General features: G+C 44.3%; 16 protein-coding genes. 10 read left to right on the top strand and 6 right to left on the bottom strand.

All coding sequences use genetic code 11. The features are described from left to right. Nucleotides 1-51 precede the first annotated feature (51 nt). The gene (pstS, locus tag HWQ38_RS07705; RefSeq protein WP_292791956.1) at nucleotides 52-1,236 is read right to left on the bottom strand and encodes a phosphate ABC transporter substrate-binding protein PstS; all 1,185 of its coding nucleotides are present in this window, start codon (nucleotides 1,234-1,236) and stop codon (nucleotides 52-54) included. Between the two features lie 474 nt (nucleotides 1,237-1,710). Between pstS and HWQ38_RS07700 the strand changes: the two genes are divergently transcribed. The 3 genes from HWQ38_RS07700 to lspA all read left to right on the top strand — a co-directional run bounded on the left by HWQ38_RS07700 (nucleotide 1,711) and on the right by lspA (nucleotide 3,415). Further along, entirely contained in the window at nucleotides 1,711-1,875 is a 165-nt protein-coding gene (locus HWQ38_RS07700; RefSeq protein WP_292791954.1) for a hypothetical protein, read from the top strand. Nucleotides 1,876-2,181: 306 nt separating this feature from the next. Then, nucleotides 2,182-2,769, top strand: coding sequence for a biotin transporter BioY (locus HWQ38_RS07695; RefSeq protein ID WP_292791952.1), 588 nt, complete (start codon nucleotides 2,182-2,184; stop codon nucleotides 2,767-2,769). Nucleotides 2,770-2,938: 169 nt separating this feature from the next. Beyond that, complete coding sequence (lspA, locus tag HWQ38_RS07690) at nucleotides 2,939-3,415, top strand: signal peptidase II (protein WP_292791950.1); 477 nt, start codon at nucleotides 2,939-2,941, stop codon at nucleotides 3,413-3,415. Nucleotides 3,416-3,618: 203 nt separating this feature from the next. Here lspA and HWQ38_RS07685 read toward each other — a convergent pair whose 3' ends face one another. Continuing rightward, nucleotides 3,619-4,266 carry a hypothetical protein gene (locus HWQ38_RS07685; protein ID WP_292791948.1) on the bottom strand — a complete coding sequence of 216 codons (648 nt, stop codon included), beginning with the start codon at nucleotides 4,264-4,266 and terminating at the stop codon, nucleotides 3,619-3,621. 434 nt (nucleotides 4,267-4,700) lie between these two features. On the opposite strand from HWQ38_RS07685, the gene HWQ38_RS07680 reads away from it, so the two are divergent. Both HWQ38_RS07680 and HWQ38_RS07675 read left to right on the top strand, forming a co-directional pair. Beyond that, the gene (locus tag HWQ38_RS07680; RefSeq protein WP_292791946.1) at nucleotides 4,701-6,968 is read left to right on the top strand and encodes a transglycosylase domain-containing protein; all 2,268 of its coding nucleotides are present in this window, start codon (nucleotides 4,701-4,703) and stop codon (nucleotides 6,966-6,968) included. Nucleotides 6,969-7,021: 53 nt separating this feature from the next. Then, on the top strand, nucleotides 7,022-7,387 hold the full coding sequence (locus tag HWQ38_RS07675) for a four helix bundle protein (RefSeq protein ID WP_292791945.1): 366 nt from the start codon (nucleotides 7,022-7,024) through the stop codon (nucleotides 7,385-7,387). Between the two features lie 69 nt (nucleotides 7,388-7,456). Here the strand turns inward: HWQ38_RS07675 and HWQ38_RS07670 are convergent, their stop codons facing one another. Both HWQ38_RS07670 and HWQ38_RS07665 read right to left on the bottom strand, forming a co-directional pair. After that, nucleotides 7,457-8,899, bottom strand: a complete 1,443-nt coding sequence (locus HWQ38_RS07670) for a DUF4335 domain-containing protein (RefSeq protein ID WP_292791944.1) — start codon at nucleotides 8,897-8,899, stop codon at nucleotides 7,457-7,459. Continuing rightward, the gene (locus tag HWQ38_RS07665; RefSeq protein WP_292791943.1) at nucleotides 8,896-9,522 is read right to left on the bottom strand and encodes a DUF3038 domain-containing protein; all 627 of its coding nucleotides are present in this window, start codon (nucleotides 9,520-9,522) and stop codon (nucleotides 8,896-8,898) included. Before HWQ38_RS07665 ends, HWQ38_RS07670 begins: the two co-directional genes overlap by 4 nt. 515 nt (nucleotides 9,523-10,037) lie before the next feature. On the opposite strand from HWQ38_RS07665, the gene HWQ38_RS07660 reads away from it, so the two are divergent. The 3 genes from HWQ38_RS07660 to HWQ38_RS07650 all read left to right on the top strand — a co-directional run bounded on the left by HWQ38_RS07660 (nucleotide 10,038) and on the right by HWQ38_RS07650 (nucleotide 12,022). Next, on the top strand, nucleotides 10,038-10,556 hold the full coding sequence (locus HWQ38_RS07660; protein WP_292791942.1) for an adenine phosphoribosyltransferase: 519 nt from the start codon (nucleotides 10,038-10,040) through the stop codon (nucleotides 10,554-10,556). A gap of 77 nt (nucleotides 10,557-10,633) precedes the next feature. Beyond that, nucleotides 10,634-11,680 (top strand): ABC transporter permease, encoded by a 1,047-nt coding sequence (locus HWQ38_RS07655; RefSeq protein WP_292791941.1) that lies wholly within the window; start codon nucleotides 10,634-10,636, stop codon nucleotides 11,678-11,680. A 60-nt stretch (nucleotides 11,681-11,740) separates the two neighbouring features. After that, the gene (locus tag HWQ38_RS07650; RefSeq protein WP_292791940.1) at nucleotides 11,741-12,022 is read left to right on the top strand and encodes a hypothetical protein; all 282 of its coding nucleotides are present in this window, start codon (nucleotides 11,741-11,743) and stop codon (nucleotides 12,020-12,022) included. 489 nt (nucleotides 12,023-12,511) lie between these two features. Here the strand turns inward: HWQ38_RS07650 and purF are convergent, their stop codons facing one another. Together purF and purL are read right to left on the bottom strand one after the other, a co-directional pair. After that, nucleotides 12,512-14,011 carry an amidophosphoribosyltransferase gene (gene purF / locus HWQ38_RS07645; protein WP_292791939.1) on the bottom strand — a complete coding sequence of 500 codons (1,500 nt, stop codon included), beginning with the start codon at nucleotides 14,009-14,011 and terminating at the stop codon, nucleotides 12,512-12,514. Nucleotides 14,012-14,392: 381 nt separating this feature from the next. After that, entirely contained in the window at nucleotides 14,393-16,894 is a 2,502-nt protein-coding gene (gene purL, locus HWQ38_RS07640) for a phosphoribosylformylglycinamidine synthase subunit PurL (protein WP_292791938.1), read from the bottom strand. A 145-nt stretch (nucleotides 16,895-17,039) separates the two neighbouring features. On the opposite strand from purL, the gene HWQ38_RS07635 reads away from it, so the two are divergent. After that, a complete protein-coding gene (locus tag HWQ38_RS07635) occupies nucleotides 17,040-17,237 on the top strand; it encodes a DNA-binding protein (protein WP_292791937.1) in 198 nt (65 codons plus the stop codon). Beyond that, nucleotides 17,237-17,632, top strand: coding sequence for a type II toxin-antitoxin system death-on-curing family toxin (locus HWQ38_RS07630; protein ID WP_292791936.1), 396 nt, complete (start codon nucleotides 17,237-17,239; stop codon nucleotides 17,630-17,632). Before HWQ38_RS07635 ends, HWQ38_RS07630 begins: the two co-directional genes overlap by 1 nt. The last annotated feature ends 554 nt before the right edge of the window (nucleotides 17,633-18,186 follow it).

Genomic DNA, 18,186 nt, shown 5'->3' with positions numbered 1-18,186 from the left:
ATCTCCATAAAACGACCAGTCTATCAATTAGTGATTAGGGATATTTGATGCTTACTTGCTAGCGCTAGTACCACTGCCAACAGAGATTTTATACTCTGGACTGATTTGGTCAGCAGCAGCAGCTACCTTGGTAATGACGTTTTGAGGTAGAGGAACATACCCTAGTGTCGTAGCCTGCTTCTGACCCTCAGTCAAAGCGTATTCGATCGCGGCTTCAATTGCCTTAGCTTTTGCCGGATCAGGATATTTCTTGTAAGCCAAAATCCAGGTGTAAGTGACGATGGGATAGGAATCAGCCCCTTCGGGATCGGAAATGAAGACGCGGAGATCTGGTGGTAGAGCTACTGATTCCAGAGTTTTAGAGGCTGACTGCTCACTAGCTACAACAAACTTACCGCTTTTGTTTTCCAAAGCAGCAAACTTGAGACTATTTTGTTTGGCATAGCCGTACTCGACATAACCAATAGAACCTTGAGTTTGTTGGATTTGGGCAGTAACACCCTCATTACCCTTAGCACCGACTCCCGTAGGCCAGTTGACAGTTTTGCCTTCACCAACTTTAGTCTTCCACTCCGGGCTAATAGCGCTGAGGTGTTTTGTAAACACACCCGTGGTTCCGCTACCGTCGGAACGATAGACAACTGCAATCTTATCTTTAGGAAGTTTTGCACCTGGGTTAGCCTTGGCAATTTGGGGATCATCCCAAGACGTGATTTTGCCTAGTAAAATATTGGCGTAAACTGCCCGTGGTAGCTTGAGTTCTGGAACATCTGGCAAGTTGTAAGCCAGCACAATACTACCAGCAGTCACAGGCAGTAAAATAACGCCCTTATCTGCTGGCACTTTCTTGATTTCTTCATCCTTCATCGCAACATCGCTGGCACCAAAGTCTACAGTACCTTTGATAAATTGCTCAACTCCAGCACCGCTACCAACTGATGCATAGTCAACTTGCAGATTTGAATATTTTTTGTTTAAATCCGTGAACCAGGTGTCATACAGAGGTGCCGGAAAAGACGCGCCAGCCCCGGTTAACTTTACGGTTCCGCCGCCAAGGTCTAATTTGCCGGGGCTAGAGGTAGTAGTCTCTGTAGCTGTGCCAGAAGGAGTCTCCTTGGTGGCTGTATTATCTGGGGTTTGCTGTCCGCCACAAGCTGTTAGGGTGATTGTCAGTGCTAACACTGAAATTGAACCTGTGAGGCGATGAGTTGTTAGTACGCTAAGACGTGAGAGCATCGCGGTCAATTTTTTATGAAATTTCCAGGTGAGCGTTTCTAAGATACTTCTAAAAGACCACAATTAAGATTAACAATAGGTTAACAAAGTAAAAAATACTTATTTTTTTTTGATGAAGTGTAAACCCTTATTTCTAATTTGGCTTGATAAATTTTATACTTTCACTTTATTTTAAGTTAGGAATAGTACTAGATTTAAGATACTTACACGTATTTACAAAACTTTATTCTTAGTGTATTTTTTTCGGTCAAGTCATCAAAAAACTATGTCAATAGATGACAAAGCGTGGTAAGCTAATCTACTTTTGATTTGCATCACCAGGGCGGGTTAAGACTTCGGCGTGAGCGCTCAGTCCTTCGACAAAGCTCAGGAACCATCGAACGCTGCCCAGCCCTCAAGAGTTTTACTTCCAGGTAATATGCAACTTTCTATGTCCAATAGCTTAAAACAAAAGGCTTATAAATTTGGGAGCTTATGGAAAACTGTTTCTGCTTACCAGCCGAAGCAGACCGGAAGCAAATAACTAAACAATCTCATTTAGGCTGTGAAATTATTGTTATACAAAGCAGGGGAAGAGAAACACTCAGTTGCTTATATGTGGAGAATATGTGGAGCGATCGCCTAAAAAAACTGGATTAAGGAAATATTTTAAGCACTTTGTACTCAATTTAGGCAATGCTCTGAAAAATTAGTACAAATATTAAGCTCAATGGCATTTATTTTACCATATTTTAGGTGAAATAGCAAAATTAGAACACACCTCAGTCAATCAAATCAGACAATAGACACCTAAGCTGTAATTCGCAGAATTCAAAAATTATATACCAAAAAGGCAAAAGAAAATATGCTAGTTCTTAAGATATCAGCAAAAATTTCATTTCAATATTAATGAATATACTGGTTGCTGTTGGTTTTCCCTTTTGCCTTTCCCTGGTTGCCTGATAAATGTTTGCTGTTTCCAATCAATTACTATGGTCAATGATTGGCTTACTCCTGACAATGGGTGGTACCTTCCTAGAAGCTTATGGCATCACCTTACCTTGGAGTTGGAGTAAGCACGGAATTCCGACTTTTTCTTTAGGTGTCTATTGTCAAATTGGTGCAGTGCTGTTGGTGGGTTGTTTAGGGGGCAAAAATGCCGGTGCGCTTTCGCAAATTGCCTATTTAGTCATGGGGTTAACTTTATTACCTGTATTTGCCGATGGCGGCGGTATTGGTTATATGAAGCTGTCTCAGTTTGGCTATCTACTAGGCTTTATTCCTGGAGCTTGGATTTGTGGCTTGTTTGCCTTTAAAGCTAGACCTCGACTAGAAACTCTCGCTTTTAGTTGCATCTGTGGCTTGTTAACTGTCCACATCTGCGGTATTACTTATTTGATTATTAGCTATATTTTTCAGTGGAAAGGCACAGAAAATTTATCCTTGATGCAAGCAATCCTCAGATACTCGTGGTTTGCGCTACCAGGTCAACTAAGTGTGGTGTGTGCCGTTAGTGTAATAGCATATATATTACGTCACTTAATGTTTTATTAGTTGATTGTCATTTGTGAAAAGCTTATGACCAATGACCAATACTTCTCTACCAGAGGCTACGCCAACGGCAACGCCAGTACAAGTGACCAATGACCAATACTTCTCTACGAGACGCTGCGCGAACGGCAACGCTCAGTACAAGTGACCAATGACCAATGACTAATTCGCCATGCGTTTAAAAAATAGCCTTTTCTGGATCGCTGCCTTCATAGCTTTTTTCTTAGACCAAATAACAAAATACTGGGTGGTACAAACCTTTAGCTTGGGGCAGACACTACCACTTTTATCTGGGATATTTCACTTTACCTATGTGACTAACACTGGTGCCGCTTTTAGTCTGTTAAGTGGGAAAGTAGAGTGGTTGCGCTGGCTATCTTTAGGAGTGAGTTTAGTATTGATAGCCTTGGCGTTGTTTAGTCCAACATTAAATTTGTGGGATCAGTTGGGCTATGGCTTAATTTTAGGTGGAGCTATGGGTAACGGTATTGATCGCTTTGTTTTAGGCTACGTCGTTGATTTTATTGATTTTCGCCTGATTAACTTTGCTGTATTTAATGGGGCAGATTCATTTATTAGTATCGGTATTGTTTGCCTATTAATTGCTTCCTTGCAAAAAACACCGACTTCAACTGGCGGGTTGCATTAAATTATTAAGCCTGGGATGGTTAATCCCAGGCTATTGATATACTGAAACCCTTGTTTAGTCCTATATGCGAAGACTTGATCTCTAGGTTCCAGGGATTTTGATTTGTGATCTTACACCAGTTCACATAACTGGTGCAAGAGGTTAAGATGCGCTGGCGATCGCTGATGGCAAATTAGTATTCAGATTATGCCTTAGCTTTTAATTTAATTACCTGTGCCAGGAGTTTTTGGCGAACTAGAGCCTGGAGTGCTGGGAGAGGTACTTGGTTCGATACTGCTGCCAGGAGTGCCAGGAGTGCCAGGTTGTTCAGGTGGGGTTGAGCTACCTGGTTGGGTAGTGCTGCCAGGAGGAGTGCCTTCAGGTGGAGTAACGCTTCCTGGTCCTGGAGTTAAGTTGTTAGGAGCACCAGGTTCAGGTGGGGTTGGGCTACCTGGTTCGGTAGTGCTGCCAGGAGTACCAGGTTCAGGTGGGGTTGGGCTTCCTGGTGCTGGAGTTAAGTTGCCAGGAGCGCCAGGTTCAGGTGGGGTTGGGCTTCCTGGTCTTGGAGTTAAGTTGCCAGGAGCGCCAGGGTCAGGTGGGGTAACGCTTCCTGCTGCTGGAGTGCTTTCGGGAGTAGTGCTACTAGGAGCGCTAGGGGTGGCTGCTGTGCCACCGGGACAGCGCGAGTTGAGCGGAAAATACTCGCAGAGAATTTTCATCCCTTCTGGCGACATTTTGATTTCCGCTGGTGAACTAGTGGCATCGCTAGTAGATTGGGCTATAGGGGATTTACTGGATTGGCCTACAGCAATGTTAGCGGTGAGCGCCAAAGATAGAGCTGTACCAATCATGGTCAGAGATTTTCCCATCATTCTAAAATTAACCTCAACGGAACACTCGCCCCATTAAAACAGACTATCAGATTTAGAAAATCTTCCTAAATGAAGATATTTAGGTTTGTTTCAAAATATGTGGATATGTAAAATTGGTAAAAATTAAATCTGTTGTTTCTTGATAATTAGTGTTTAAAAATACAAAATCAAAAGTTATGTTTGTAGTTATTGAACTAGTAATAGTAGCTAAAATCAGCCTTTGAGAATGGATAAAAAATTTCTGCCTCTGTAAAGAAGTGACAAAAATTACAAATTATCTTCAAGTATGAAATAAGTTTAAGTATAAATTAGATAAAAAAAGTTCCGTATAGTCAATTTATGCTTTGGCTTATGAGTAAAATGATGAAAGACCAACATCTAAATTGATTGTAATTCGCCCGATTCTTCACTAAAAACTGTGATGTGAATAGCCGATGAGTTCTCCCCAACCGCCTCACAAGCCACAAACGTTACTAGGTCAACTGACTCAAGCAGTACATACGATTCAAGCTAGGGTCGATTTTTCTAAATTGGCGCTCAAGCCTAATGCCAAGGTACCGGAACTTTGGGTGCAGGATGCGGGGGCGGATAAAGCAGAAGTATATCCACTGTTGGGCGATCGCTATATTCTAGGTCGTAGCTCTAAATCCAGCGATATCGTCATCCGTAATCCTGTTGTCAGCCAAATTCACCTGTCGCTATCGCGGAATTCTACTCAGCGCACACCAGTTTTCGTGATCAAAGACGAAAACTCCACCAATGGCATTTATCGTGGCAAGCGTCGTGTTAGTTCCCTGGAACTGCGTCACGGGGATATTCTGACTCTGGGACCTCCAGAACTCGCCGCTTCTGTGCGGTTGCAATACGTCTATCCACCAGCTTGGTACGTCAAAGCTGCAAGTTTGACAGCTTATGGTGTCGGTGGTGTCAGTGCCCTGTTAGCATTAGTAATTGGTGTCGAATGGCTGAAATTTACAGTTAAACCTCTACCTACAGCTACACGCGCCCCAGTAGTTGTTTACGCCCGTGATGGAGCCACCCCACTAAGAGAGCCTCGAACTACCTCTCATGTAGACATGAAACGTTTAGAGGAATTTGGCCCTTATTTGCCTGCTGCGGTGGTGGCTTCCGAAGATAGTCGTTATTACTGGCACTTTGGGGTTGACCCTTTGGGGATTTTACGAGCCGTGTTGATCAATAGCCGCAGCGGAGATGTGCAACAAGGAGCTAGTACTGTTACCCAGCAAGTTGCCCGCAGTTTGTTCCGCGAGTATGTAGGCAGACAGGATACCCTTGGACGCAAATTACGGGAGGCAATTGTCGCCCTGAAACTCGAAACCTTTTACAGCAAAGATGATATTTTGCTGATGTACTTAAATCGGGTTTTTTTGGGGGGAGATACCTCTGGTTTTGAGGATGCATCCCGATATTACTTTGAGAAGTCAGCTAAAGAATTAACTTTGGCAGAAGCAGCAACGTTAGTGGGAATTCTACCAGCCCCCAACGGCTTCGATTTTTGTGGGGATAGTCACAATAAGCTAGAAGCTGCTGAATACCGCAATCGCGTGATTAAGCGGTTGCTAGAGATGGGCAAAATTAAACCAGAGGATGCGAACCGAGCTAGACGCTCCACTGTTCAAGTTAGTCCTAAAGTCTGTGAACAGCAAGCTAAAACGATCGCTCCTTATTTTTACAGTTATGTCTTCTCGGAACTGGAATCAATCTTGGGACAGGGAGCCGCAAGAGAAGGAAACTATATCATTGAAACCCAGCTTGATCCAGCGATCCAGAGCCAAGCCGAAGCAGCATTGCGGAATTCAGTCAATAACAGTGGCGCAAATTTTAATTTTTCTCAAGGGGCAGTAGTCACCCTTGACTCTAGTACTGGTAGCATCCTGGCAATGGTAGGCGGGACTGATTACAAAAAAAGTCAGTTCAATCGTGCTGTCCAAGCCAAAAGACAACCAGGTTCTACCTTCAAAATCTTTACTTACACTGCCGCTATTCAACAGGGAATTTCAGCATCAAAAAGTTATTCCTGCGCCCCTTTAACTTGGCAAGGTTTTACTTATAAACCCTGTCGTTCCAGTGCTGGTAGCTTAGATATTGCCACCGGGCTGGCTCTTTCAGAAAATCCCATCGCTTTGGGAGTTGCTAGAGAAATCGGGCTGAACAAAGTGGTGGCGATGGCAGAGAATTTGGGAATAAAGTCACCCCTCGATCAAGTTCCGGGCTTGGTGCTGGGTCAAAGTGTGGTCAATGTTTTGGAAATGACTGGTGCTTTTGGCGCTATTGGCAATCGCGGTGTGTCAAATCCTCCCCATGCGATTAAGCGAATTTTAGACAGTAGTGATTGCCGCGATCGCAATGATATCAAAACCTGCCGTGTAATCTACTCCTTCGACGAAGATCCCGATGCCAACAAACGAGTGCTGCCAAATAGTGTCGCCGATGAGATGACTAATTTGATGCGTGGCGTAATCACCAGAGGTACTGGTCGTAGTGCTGCCATTGGATTGGGGGAAGCTGGGAAAACTGGCACGACTGATAAAAACGTTGACTTGTGGTTCATCGGTTTTATCCCTAGTCGGCGGCTTGTAACTGGTGTTTGGCTGGGAAACGATAATAATTCCCCGACATCTGGCAGCAGCGCTCAAGCAGCTCAGTTGTGGGGCAATTATATGCGGCGGATTACAAGGTAAATTGGGCATTGGGCATTGGGAACTATTGATCAATAAATGATCAATGGATTTTTGTGAGAAGACCTGATTTTGAGGACTTAGAAGTTTATCAACTTGCTGAGAAGCTAGCCAATCAAATTTGGCATATTGTTAAAGGATCGGATCATTTCACTAAAGATACACTGGGCAAGCAAATTGTTCGGTCTGCTGATAGTGTTTGTGCGAACATCGCAGAAGGTAGAGGTAGGTACAACGACCAAGACAATCGACGTTTTGTCAAGATTGCGAGAGGGTCTTTGTATGAAACAATCAGCTGGTTGAGGTTAGCCTACGCCAGACAGTTATTGACAAATGAACAGGTAAGCAGATTTAAACCAATTCTTGATGAACTGTTACCCAAGCTTAATGCTTATCTTAAATCCATAGGGAATAGGGAATAGGGACTTAATTCTCTGCCCCATGCCCCATGCCCCATGCCCCATGCCCCATGCCCCATGCCCCATACCCAATTATTGTTGATATCCCTGCCAAGGAGTGATTTCCAGCGTACCGCTAGGCTTGAATATCACTTGGAAGTGGGCGAGAGGTTCTTTATTGTTGGGGGCTGCTACATTGGAACCGTAGATAGCGTTGAACATCTTCGGAAGCGGTGTTTCTCGGAAATAGTCAAAGGCGACTTGGTTGAGTGGTTCATAGTCAGCAATTACACCATCTTTGTTAACCGCTACCCGATATTTTAAATCTCGCGTAAAGGTGGGGGTACCACTCCAGGTTTTGCGAACTGCATTATAAAGCTTTTGGTTTAAATCTTTAACTATATTAGAGTCAGTAATTTTTGCGCCGAGTACCTGTGGTGTACTAGCATATCCCCGCCAAGGGCTAACTTCTAGTACACCTTGTGTATTAAACACGACTCGGAATTGGGCGATCGGTTCATTAGAAATGGGAGTGCGGTTAGCAGGATTGTAAAGTAGGTTAGGCAGAGGAGTTTTCCCCACTGCTAGATTCGCCTCTTTATTCAACGCCTTGTACCCAACGATCGCTCCATCCGCAGCTACACCCAGACGATAAATTAATTCCTCGTTCAATCCTGAGCGATTAGTCCAAGCTGGATGAATTTGGTTGTATACTTGGCGATTCAATGCACGTAACTGGGATGGATCAGTAATTTCTGGAACTGTATTTAAAAGTGCTTCTAAATCTTTAACTGCTGGCTTGGTACTAGCTGTGGGTGTTGCAGCCGCGATCGGAGTTGCAGCAGCGATCGGAGTTGCATCTGCTGATGCTAGAGGGGTGAGGCTTTTTGTTGTAGAGCTACTTTGATCATCTGGTTTAGGCTGAGGTGGACGCATTTGGGGAGGTGGAATCAAGTTAAAAGCGATCGCTGCTATTGCTAAAGTTGATACTCCCACAGCCGCAGGAACGGCCTGTCTGACCAAAGCTTGACTAGCACCGCCATAGCGTCTGGTAACTGGTTGTAGTTCTAAAGAAAGTTCTGGTAAAGTTTGGCTATCAGCAAAAAACTGATCGACTGCTTCCACTAAATCAAACAGCTGCACCGTATTCAAATCTATTTCAATCGGTGGACGTTTGGAATTTTTAGAGTGAGACTCGAACCCCTCTGGTGTACCTTCTGAATGTATAATTAACCTGTGTCGGTTGCTGTCAAGTTTCTGAAACTCTACTAGCTCCGATTCCTGGTTGTGTGCTTGCGGATTGGGTACACTACTTAAAAATTCTTGGGCGTAACCACTAACAGCCCTCACCAGACTTTCAAAAAATTCCCGCCCTCCGGTTAGGGGTTGATTGTAACCAGATAAATAGCATTCTGCATTTACCAATATTGATAATTCCGGGCGCATTTCCTGGAACTGTGCAGCCCTAGTGACATCACTTAACCCTTCTAAAAGCAGTGTACAATTAGGTAGACTGTACTTACGTTGAATATTCATTCCACTTCACCGTCAAATAAACTAATCCAGAACCTCTGCATTCCAGCTGTACCCGTACAAAATAGTAATTGTCCTAACAAATTTATTGCTAGCTCATCTAATTTTTCATCAGAACTTAATGCCAGTAAACCAGAACGTCGAGTATTCATCCGGCTTTTAAAATGCGCTCTAAACCGCTCTAAATAATTAGATAGGCGCAAATTCTGTTCTAATGGAATCTGCTTTTCTTCCATTTGTTGACAGATCATTAGTAACTGGCGGATGACAACAGTTAAACGCCGCGCCATGTAGCAAGCAATGACCACCAGAGCTTTTGCTTCCATAATAGTTAAGGGACGGCGCATATGCGCTCTTCGTAGCGGGTTAGAGCTACGCATCCGCCATAAATTCACCCTGTCTTTAACAATTCCTTTAAGATCCAACTCTTGAGCAAAAGCCAGGATTGCTTCCGAACCACCAAGCTCTAAAGCTTCAATTGCCAGTAAAATTAGGTCAATTTGCAACCGCGTTCTTCGAGGACACGTCTTGGAAGCGATCGCCGGATCTGGTAAAGTGTCCAGAACCGTCGGCAGTGAGTCTTGGGTTGGACTGTTGAACGGCGTTAAACTTGCTGACACATTCATTCTATAAATACCTTGTGCGGTTCCAACAGATTAGATAAAACAAATTAAGACCGGTAGCCAAGACTTGAACATTAGACTTGTAGCAGTAGCATGACTACCTGATATATACATTAGTTAACTCTTTCTACTCAAAGATTTCCTTATATTGAAATCAAAGTTTTAAAACATCAGTTAATTCACCTCATTTATTAGTGCAATACCTTTTCTAGCTTGGTTTAGATTCTAAATATCGTCAATAAAGGGTGAAGCTTCAGCCGCGACTCCCAGCGTATGACATTATAGTGTACGATTTTTCAGGTATCTGAAATTGGGCATTGGGCATTGGGCACTTGTACTGACTTGTACTGAGCTTGCCTGCCCTGAGCCTACGTCGAAGGGTCGAAGTAGCGAAGCCGTTGGCGCAGCCTAAGAAGAGAAGTATTGGGCATTGAGCATTGCTTATTAATTCATCTCCCCCATCTCCCCCATCTCCCTCATTTCCCACTCCCCACTCCCCATTCCCCATGCACTTTTTTATGGATTTGAAGTCTCTCGTTCGTGACATCCCAGATTTCCCCAAACCCGGAATTTTATTTCGGGATATTACTACACTGCTGCGCGATCCAGAGGGACTGCGCTATACTATTGACTTTTTAACACAAAAATGCAATGAAGCTGGAATAACGGCGGATTATGTCATCGGTATAGAGTCGAGGGGATTCATTTTTGGCTCACCTCTGGCTTATAAATTAGGAGTTGGTTTTATTCCCGTCCGCAAAAAAGGTAAGTTACCAGCAGAGGTTCATTCAATTGAGTATCAACTAGAATATGGTACAGACTGCCTGGAAGTACATCAAGACGCTTTACCCCAAGGTAGCCGAGTTTTGATTGTGGACGATTTGATTGCCACGGGTGGAACTGCAAGTGCGACAGCAAAGTTAGTACAGAAGATTGGCTGCGAACTGGTGGGGTTTGGGTTTATTATCGAGCTACGGGATTTACAAGGGCGAAAATATTTGCCGGACGTGCCGATTATCTCTCTAATTGAATATTAGTCACTTGTACTGAGCGTTGCCGTTGGCATAGCCTCTCGTAGAGAAGTATTGGTCATTAGACAAAGGACAAAAGACAAATGACATCTACGAAGATTTCCTTAGAGACAGGTCGGGATTGGCTAATCAGGCTAGTCACGAGCGAAACTTTTGTTTATGTCGCAAAGCGGCTATTGCAGGCACTACTGACTTTGTTTTTGGCGGCGGCGTTGTCGTTTTTCATTATTCAACTCGCTCCCGGTGATTATGTAGATACGCTGCGGCAAAACCCGAAGATATCTCCAGAAAGAATTGCAGAAATCAAGCGGCAGTTTGGTTTGGATAAGTCTTGGCCAGAGCAATTTTGGCTGTGGCTATGGCGAATCTTGACAAAAGGGGATTTTGGCACGAGTTTTATTTATCAACGTTCAGTGGCATCGCTGTTGTGGGAACGGGTACCAGCGACTTTGCTATTAGCGATCGCATCTTTAATTGTCACATGGGCGATCGCCATCCCTCTAGGGATTTTTGCTGCTGTTAACCAAAATAAGCTAGGAGACAGAATTTTACAGGTAATTAGCTACGCCGGACAAGGCTTTCCCACTTTCATCACTGCCTTAGCGTTGCTGGTTTTAGCCCAAATCACCTCGCCCTTATTCCCAGTGGGTAGCATGACTAGCATCAATCACTCGGAACTGTCGTGGTTTGGCAGAATCTTAGATATCGGCTGGCACATGATTTTACCGACGATCGCCCTCTCAATTACAAGTTTTGCTGGTTTACAACGGATCACTCGCGGCGAATTATTAGATGTGCTGCGTCAAGATTACATCCAAACGGCTCGTGCCAAAGGACTGCCAGAAAACCGCGTCATCTACGTTCATGCACTCCGCAATGCGATAAATCCCTTAATTACCTTATTGGGTTTTGAATTAGCTGGTTTATTAAACGGTGCCTTCATTGCGGAATTTTTCTTCAACTGGCCCGGTTTAGGGAGGTTGACTTTACAGGCTTTACAAGCTCAAGATTTATATTTGTTAATGGCAAGCTTGGTAATGGGCGCAGTGCTGCTGATAGCTGGTAATTTAATCGCCGATTTAATGTTAAAAGCCGCCGATCCACGCATTCGCCTAGAAAATCTTAATTAGTCATTAGTCATTAGTCATTAGTCATTGGTTTACCTCATCTCCCCCATCTCCCCCATCTCCATGCTGTCCGAAGTCTATTACTTGGTGCGCTCAAAAACTGACGGTAATTATCTCATCGCTCGTCCTGATGCCGAAACATCAGGTTATTTATTACTGTTTCAGGAAAACTTTGATGCCCTTAGCTATCTCAACACCCATGCGGCAGAAGTGGCAAACCGTTTTGCTGTAGAATCTATTGCGCGTACACAGTTAGGAAACTTGCTCAAGCGTTGGGGTTTTAGCGGTGTGGGTATTGTGACTGACCCGTTATTGCCCAAAGTTGAGTTTTTACAGCACACTTAAGCTGTACTTTCTATTTGTTAATTGAATATCGGTCATGAATCATCCATACCTGAACTCCCGCATTAATTAACATCAGATCACAAGATGATCTCTCGTCCAGAAGACTTGTCGTGTAAATCTTTCCAAACCTCATTGGGATCTTTCACCTGTGTTCATCACTATTTATTAAAAATTGTGAATAGTAATAAATTACGGCAATTCTGCGAACTTGTATTAAGTAAATAAGGCCAGCGCACTCTCTCAGATATCGGCTGGTTCAGAAATCATCTCTGTTAGAGTATTTACCTATTTTAGCCTGAGTGGAAATGGGACATTAGTTAATAGTGAAGAGTGAGGAGTTAGGAGTTATTATTCCCTCTCTGCTCCCCTCAGTCCCTAGTACAGTACGGCGTAAATAAACCACCCATTCCAAATCAATGAAACGCTTATGCTGTATTCATTTTGAATTTTGAATTTTGAATTTTGAATTCGCCTTGCGGTACTAGCCCCCTACACGACTACCTTTTCTAAAATCAGCTTAGAACGCTTCACTTGCTGAGGAATTTCTACGGGATAATCTCCAGTGAAGCAGGCAGAACAGAAACTATTGGTGTCTTCTCTTGTCGCTTCTAGCATTCCCTTCCAACTAAGATAGGCGAGGCTGTCTACTTCCAGTTGCTTGGCAATTTCCGCTACTGACTTGGTAGCAGCAATTAGCTGATCTTGAGAATCGGTATCGATGCCATAGAAGCAGGGATGAGTTACAGGCGGAGAAGAAATTCGCATATGTACTTCTACTGCACCAGCCTCACGCAAGGTTTTGACTAGTTTACGGCTAGTAGTACCCCGTACAATCGAGTCGTCTACGATGATCACTCGTTTACCCGCCAGCACATCTTTAAGGGGGTTGAGTTTCATGCGGAGACCTGACTCGCGCATGGCTTGGGTTGGTTGAATAAAAGTTCGCCCAACGTAGCGATTTTTAATCAGTCCTTCAGCGTAGGATACACCAGACGCTTGGGAAAATCCGATCGCAGCAGGTATACCAGAATCAGGAACACCAAAGACAATATCGGCATCTACAGCAGATTCTTTAGCTAGTTGCCGCCCTAACCGCATTCGGTAGCTGTACAAACTCTCGTTGTGCATGACGCTATCAGGGCGGGCAAAGTAAATCATCTCAAAAATACACAATTTCCGCTCGGACTTTTGACTCCAATGATCGGAAGCTAAACCTTCTTCAGTAATCCAAACTAATTCCCCTGGTTCTACGTCTCGCAGGTATTCGGCTCCAATGATGTCTAAACCACAAGTCTCCGAAGCCAAAACGTAACGGATTGGATTACCAGCCAAAGTCCCAATTACTAGGGGGCGAATGCCATTGGGGTCACGGACACCCATAACGCCGATGGGAGTGCCAATAACTAAACTAAAAGCTCCTTGGCAACGGTGAAATGCCTGAATAGCACCTTCTACCCAATCTGCGCCAGCATTGACGGCTTCTGCGATCGCAAAAGCAATCATTTCTGAGTCTGTTGTCGTGACTAAGTTACATTTATTCTCAAGCAACTCTTGACGCAGTTGCACAGTATTGACTAAATTACCGTTATGCGCTAGAGCTAATGAACCTAAACGGGTTTCCAGCACTGCGGGTTGAGCATTAACTTTGCGGCTAGAACCTGTGGTGGAATAACGAGTGTGACCAACAGCAAGGCTACCGGGTAACTGATCCAAGATGGATTCATTGAAAACTTGAGACACCAAGCCCATATCTTTGTGGAGATGTACTTGTGTTCCCTCAAAGGTGGCAATACCAGCTGATTCTTGACCCCGATGCTGGAGGGCGTACAATCCAAAGTAGGTCAGTTTAGCAACGTTTTCTTCTGGGGCGTAGATGCCAAAAACACCACAAGCTTCTTCTGGCTTGTCAGACTGATTTTCATGACTATTTATTGGGTTGTTGGTCTGATCGGGGTATTCATCCGAAGTGACAGAATGAATAGAAATCATGCTAGCTTTGCTCCTGGTGGGGGGGTCAATCAATTTTGGATTTTAGATTGACGATAGCGGAGCGTTAGCGAGTCCGCGAGCGTCTTTTGGATTGATCGCACCATAGTAGGGATGCGGCTTGGGATTTGAGACTGGCTATTTTAGATTTGTTTCGCCCACTAGGAGCAAGACATGAACCAGAAGCAATGCCACCAATCCAAAATCTAAAATTCCAAATCTAAAATCGGTAGTCAAGTCACTGGGATTATCTGGATAGATGGTGGTAGAGTTCTTAACAAATCTTTAACCATCTATTAAAACAGTAGCGTAATTATGCTCAGAGACGTTAAAAAAAGAGTGAGGAGTTAGGAGTTATGCTTTATTATTCCTAACTCTTCACTTTCAACTCCTAACTTCTTCGGGGGTGGTGGTGGGGATGGCGAGACGCTTGGCGATCGCATGGAAATAGCGATCGTTCATATCTTCGATACTAACTTTGATTAAGGTTTGGTTATCAGTGGTGAAAACCCCCAAACCCGTCTCAAAATTACCAACCTTACCCAGTTTTTGCCATTCTTGACCGAGATGTTCCTGTAAATATGATTCCCAAATTTCTTGTTGTGATGATGCTACAGAAACTAAAATTCTGGCACCACCTTCAGCAAACAGCACCTCATCGAGGCGGTTTGCCGAAGGTGGTGCTATTTCTAACTTGATTTCGGCACCAAGATTGCCAGCAATACAACATTCGGCTATTGCGATCGCCACTCCTCCCTCAGCACTATCATGGGCTGAACTTACCCAACCATTACGAATTCCTTCACGACAAACTTTCTGCACACGGCGTTCTAAGTCAAAATTTACCCGTGGCGGTTTTCCGGCAACAGTACTGTGGATTGTGGCTAAATACTCAGATGCTCCTAAACTGATTTTGGATGCCAGAGGCAATCCGAGAAGATAAATTACATCGCCTGATGTTTGCCAACCTTGACCACAAATTTTGGTTATATCGGGAATCAAGCCCACCATACCGACAACAGGAGTGGGATAAATCGGTTGTGGGATGCCTTCGGAATCGAGGGTTTCGTTGTACAAAGAAACGTTTCCGCCTGTGACTGGTGTTGCCAATTCTCGGCAACCTTCCGCCAAACCACGACAAGCTTCTGCCAATTGCCAGTAACCAATCGGTTTTTCTGGCGAGCCAAAATTCAGGTTATCCGTTACCGCCAGAGGTTCTGCACCCACACAGCTAAGATTACGTGCAGCTTCTGCCACCACTGCCTTAGCTCCTTCGTAGGGGTCAAGATAAACATAACGAGGATTGCAATCTACCGTCGCCGCAACTCCTGATTTTAAATTTTGGACTTCGGCTACGGTTCCGTCGAGCGAAGTCGAGATGCTCAGTCCAACGATTTTAGATTTTAGACTTTCCTGCGGAACGCTACGCGAACGGCTACGGTTCCGTCGAGCGAAGTCGAGATGCTCAGTCGAACGATTGGGGATTTGTTCTAGGGGGCGCAAACGGATCACAGATGCATCTGCACCACCTGGCAGTATCACTGTATTATTTTGTACTTGATGGTCATACTGACGATATACCCAATTTTTAGAAGCGATCGTGGGTGTATCGAGCAAAGTAAATAAAATATCATTCCAGCTTTGCAGCCCTCCTTGGAGTTCTATACCAGCAGTTGTGCAATCAGGTAAGGAATCAACAGTCCATTCCCAAGCTTTAAGTGCATATTCTGGCGGTTCTGTCAACAACTCCCGATGATAAAGTGGGGTATTCTCCGCCAAAGCCTCAGCCGGAATTTCTGCTGCTACTTCACCCTGGAAGAAAATCCGCACGATCGGTTCAGCGATGACAGTACCGGCAACAACGGCTTGAAGTCCCCAACGGTGAAAAATATCGATTAATTCCTGCTCACGCCCCTTGTGAGCAACAAACAGCATTCGTTCTTGAGATTCCGAAAGCAGATATTCATAGGGAACCATCCCCGTCTCCCGCACGGGAATCTTATCTAAATCTAGTTCAATTCCCACACCGCCTTTAGCCGCCATCTCTGAGGTAGAACAGGTGATCCCCGCCGCTCCCATATCTTGGGCGGCGACAACTGCACCTGTCTTAAACGCCTCTAGACAAGCTTCAATTAACGACTTTTCCAAAAATGGATCGCCCACTTGCACAGCAGGGCGATCGTCTATTGACTGATCACTCAATTCTGCACTCGCAAAACTCGCGCCTCCCATGCCATCGCGCCCGGTGGTGGAACCAACATACAGCACAGGGTTGCCTAAGCCAGATGCTCCAGATTTGACAATTTCTGCTGTTTCCATCAACCCTAGTGCCATGACGTTCACGAGGGGATTACCAGAATAAGCCGGGTCAAAATAAACTTCACCGCCCACTGTGGGTACCCCAACGCAATTACCATAATGTGAAATTCCCGCCACTACGCCTTGGAACAGCCTTTGAGTTTTGGCATCTTCTAGGGAACCGAAGCGCAGGGAATTTAATAGAGCAATGGGACGCGCACCCATTGTAAAGATATCTCTGAGAATGCCTCCTACTCCCGTTGCGGCTCCCTGAAAGGGTTCGACTGCTGAGGGGTGGTTGTGGGATTCAATCTTAAAAGCTAATTGGAATCCGTCACCCAAGTCTACAACACCAGCATTTTCACCAGGTCCTACGAGGATGCGATTGCCTGTCGTGGGAAACTGTTTTAATAGCGGTCGTGAATTTTTGTAACAGCAATGCTCTGACCACATCACCCCAAACATTCCCAGTTCGGCTTTGTTAGGATGACGCCCTAACCTACGGACAATTTCTTCATATTCTTCTGGCTTTAAACCTTCTGCGGCAATTTCTTCGGCAGAAAAGGCTGGTTTTGAGGTTGCAGTCATGGAAGTAATGCACTCTGGGGGACAGAGCATTATTCTATCGATTTCTTAGTCACTCTCGAAATAACCTTATTGATGCGGTTACGCCTAGAGGTTGACATTTGTTCTAGTGCTAAAGTAATGGTATCTTCAAGCCTCGTATTTGATCATGAACACCATTACCATCAAAATTCCCGATGAGCGTTTGTTGAAGCTGCAAGAAACTGCTAATCATCTTGGCGTATCAATAGAAGAATTAGTGCTAATGGGTATTGAAGAAGTACTAAATAAACCAAACGTATCTTTCAAAGGTGCGATGAATTACGTACTCCAGAAAAACACTGAACTTTACAAGCGGTTGGCGTGATGCGCTATCTCACCCTAGAAGAGGTGTTGGAACTCTATCATCACATAGTTGAGCAGTCAGGTGGATCGGCAGGTATTTCCAATATGGGTGGATTGGAATCAGCGATCGCTCAACCACAAATGACATTTGCTGGTGAGGAACTTTACCCTACAATAGTTGAAAAAGCTTCTGCTCTTGGTTTTTCCCTAATTAAAAATCATCCTTTCATCGATGGGAATAAACGCATTGGTCACGCGGCGATGGAAGTATTTCTAGTGTTGAATGGTTTTGAGATTAACGCAGCGCTGGATGAACAAGAGCGGGTAATTTTACAAGTTGCATCTGGCGAGTTAGTACGAGACGAATTTAGCGAATGGCTTCAGAATCAGATAGTACCAAAGCCAAATTTTCTATAATTCATCTGAAAATAGGTTTGTGTTTAGGGATTTCCAATAAATAAATTATCCAATCTTGTGGGGTGGGCATCTTGCCCGCTTTTAGTTAGTGGGCGCTAGTGTCGCCCACCCCACAATAAATAATTAGATATTTTTTTATTTGTCAGTCCCTTAAGCGATGCCTACGGCGGCAAGCTACGTATTTCTACTTTCCTGTAAATTGAAGCGCGGTATTTCCAAGTAACTTCACTACGTATTCACTCCAATTCTTGACACCATAACTTACAGATATCTACTCCAACTTAGAAATTATTCTAGTATATACAGTTTAGCTATACCAATAAAGTGACGAGAATCACACGTATGTATGATTAGGATCGTCTCGCAGCGATCGCTAACTAGAGATAATTAATGACAACTGAACTCTAGCCGAGTCATTAATAGGGAACACACTTAATTGCCGACAGCCTTAATCAAGGACTGTCGGTTTTTTGTATCTATATGTCATTTGTCCTTTGAGCAATGCCCAATGCCCAATGCCCAATGCCCAATGCCCAATGCCCAATGCCCAATGC

The organism is Nostoc sp. NMS7 (genome assembly GCF_017115085.1).
Classification (GTDB): Bacteria; Cyanobacteriota; Cyanobacteriia; order Cyanobacteriales; family Nostocaceae; genus Nostoc.
Note: the sequence above shows the minus strand (reverse complement) of the source record. Positions and strands in the feature narration are given on the sequence as shown.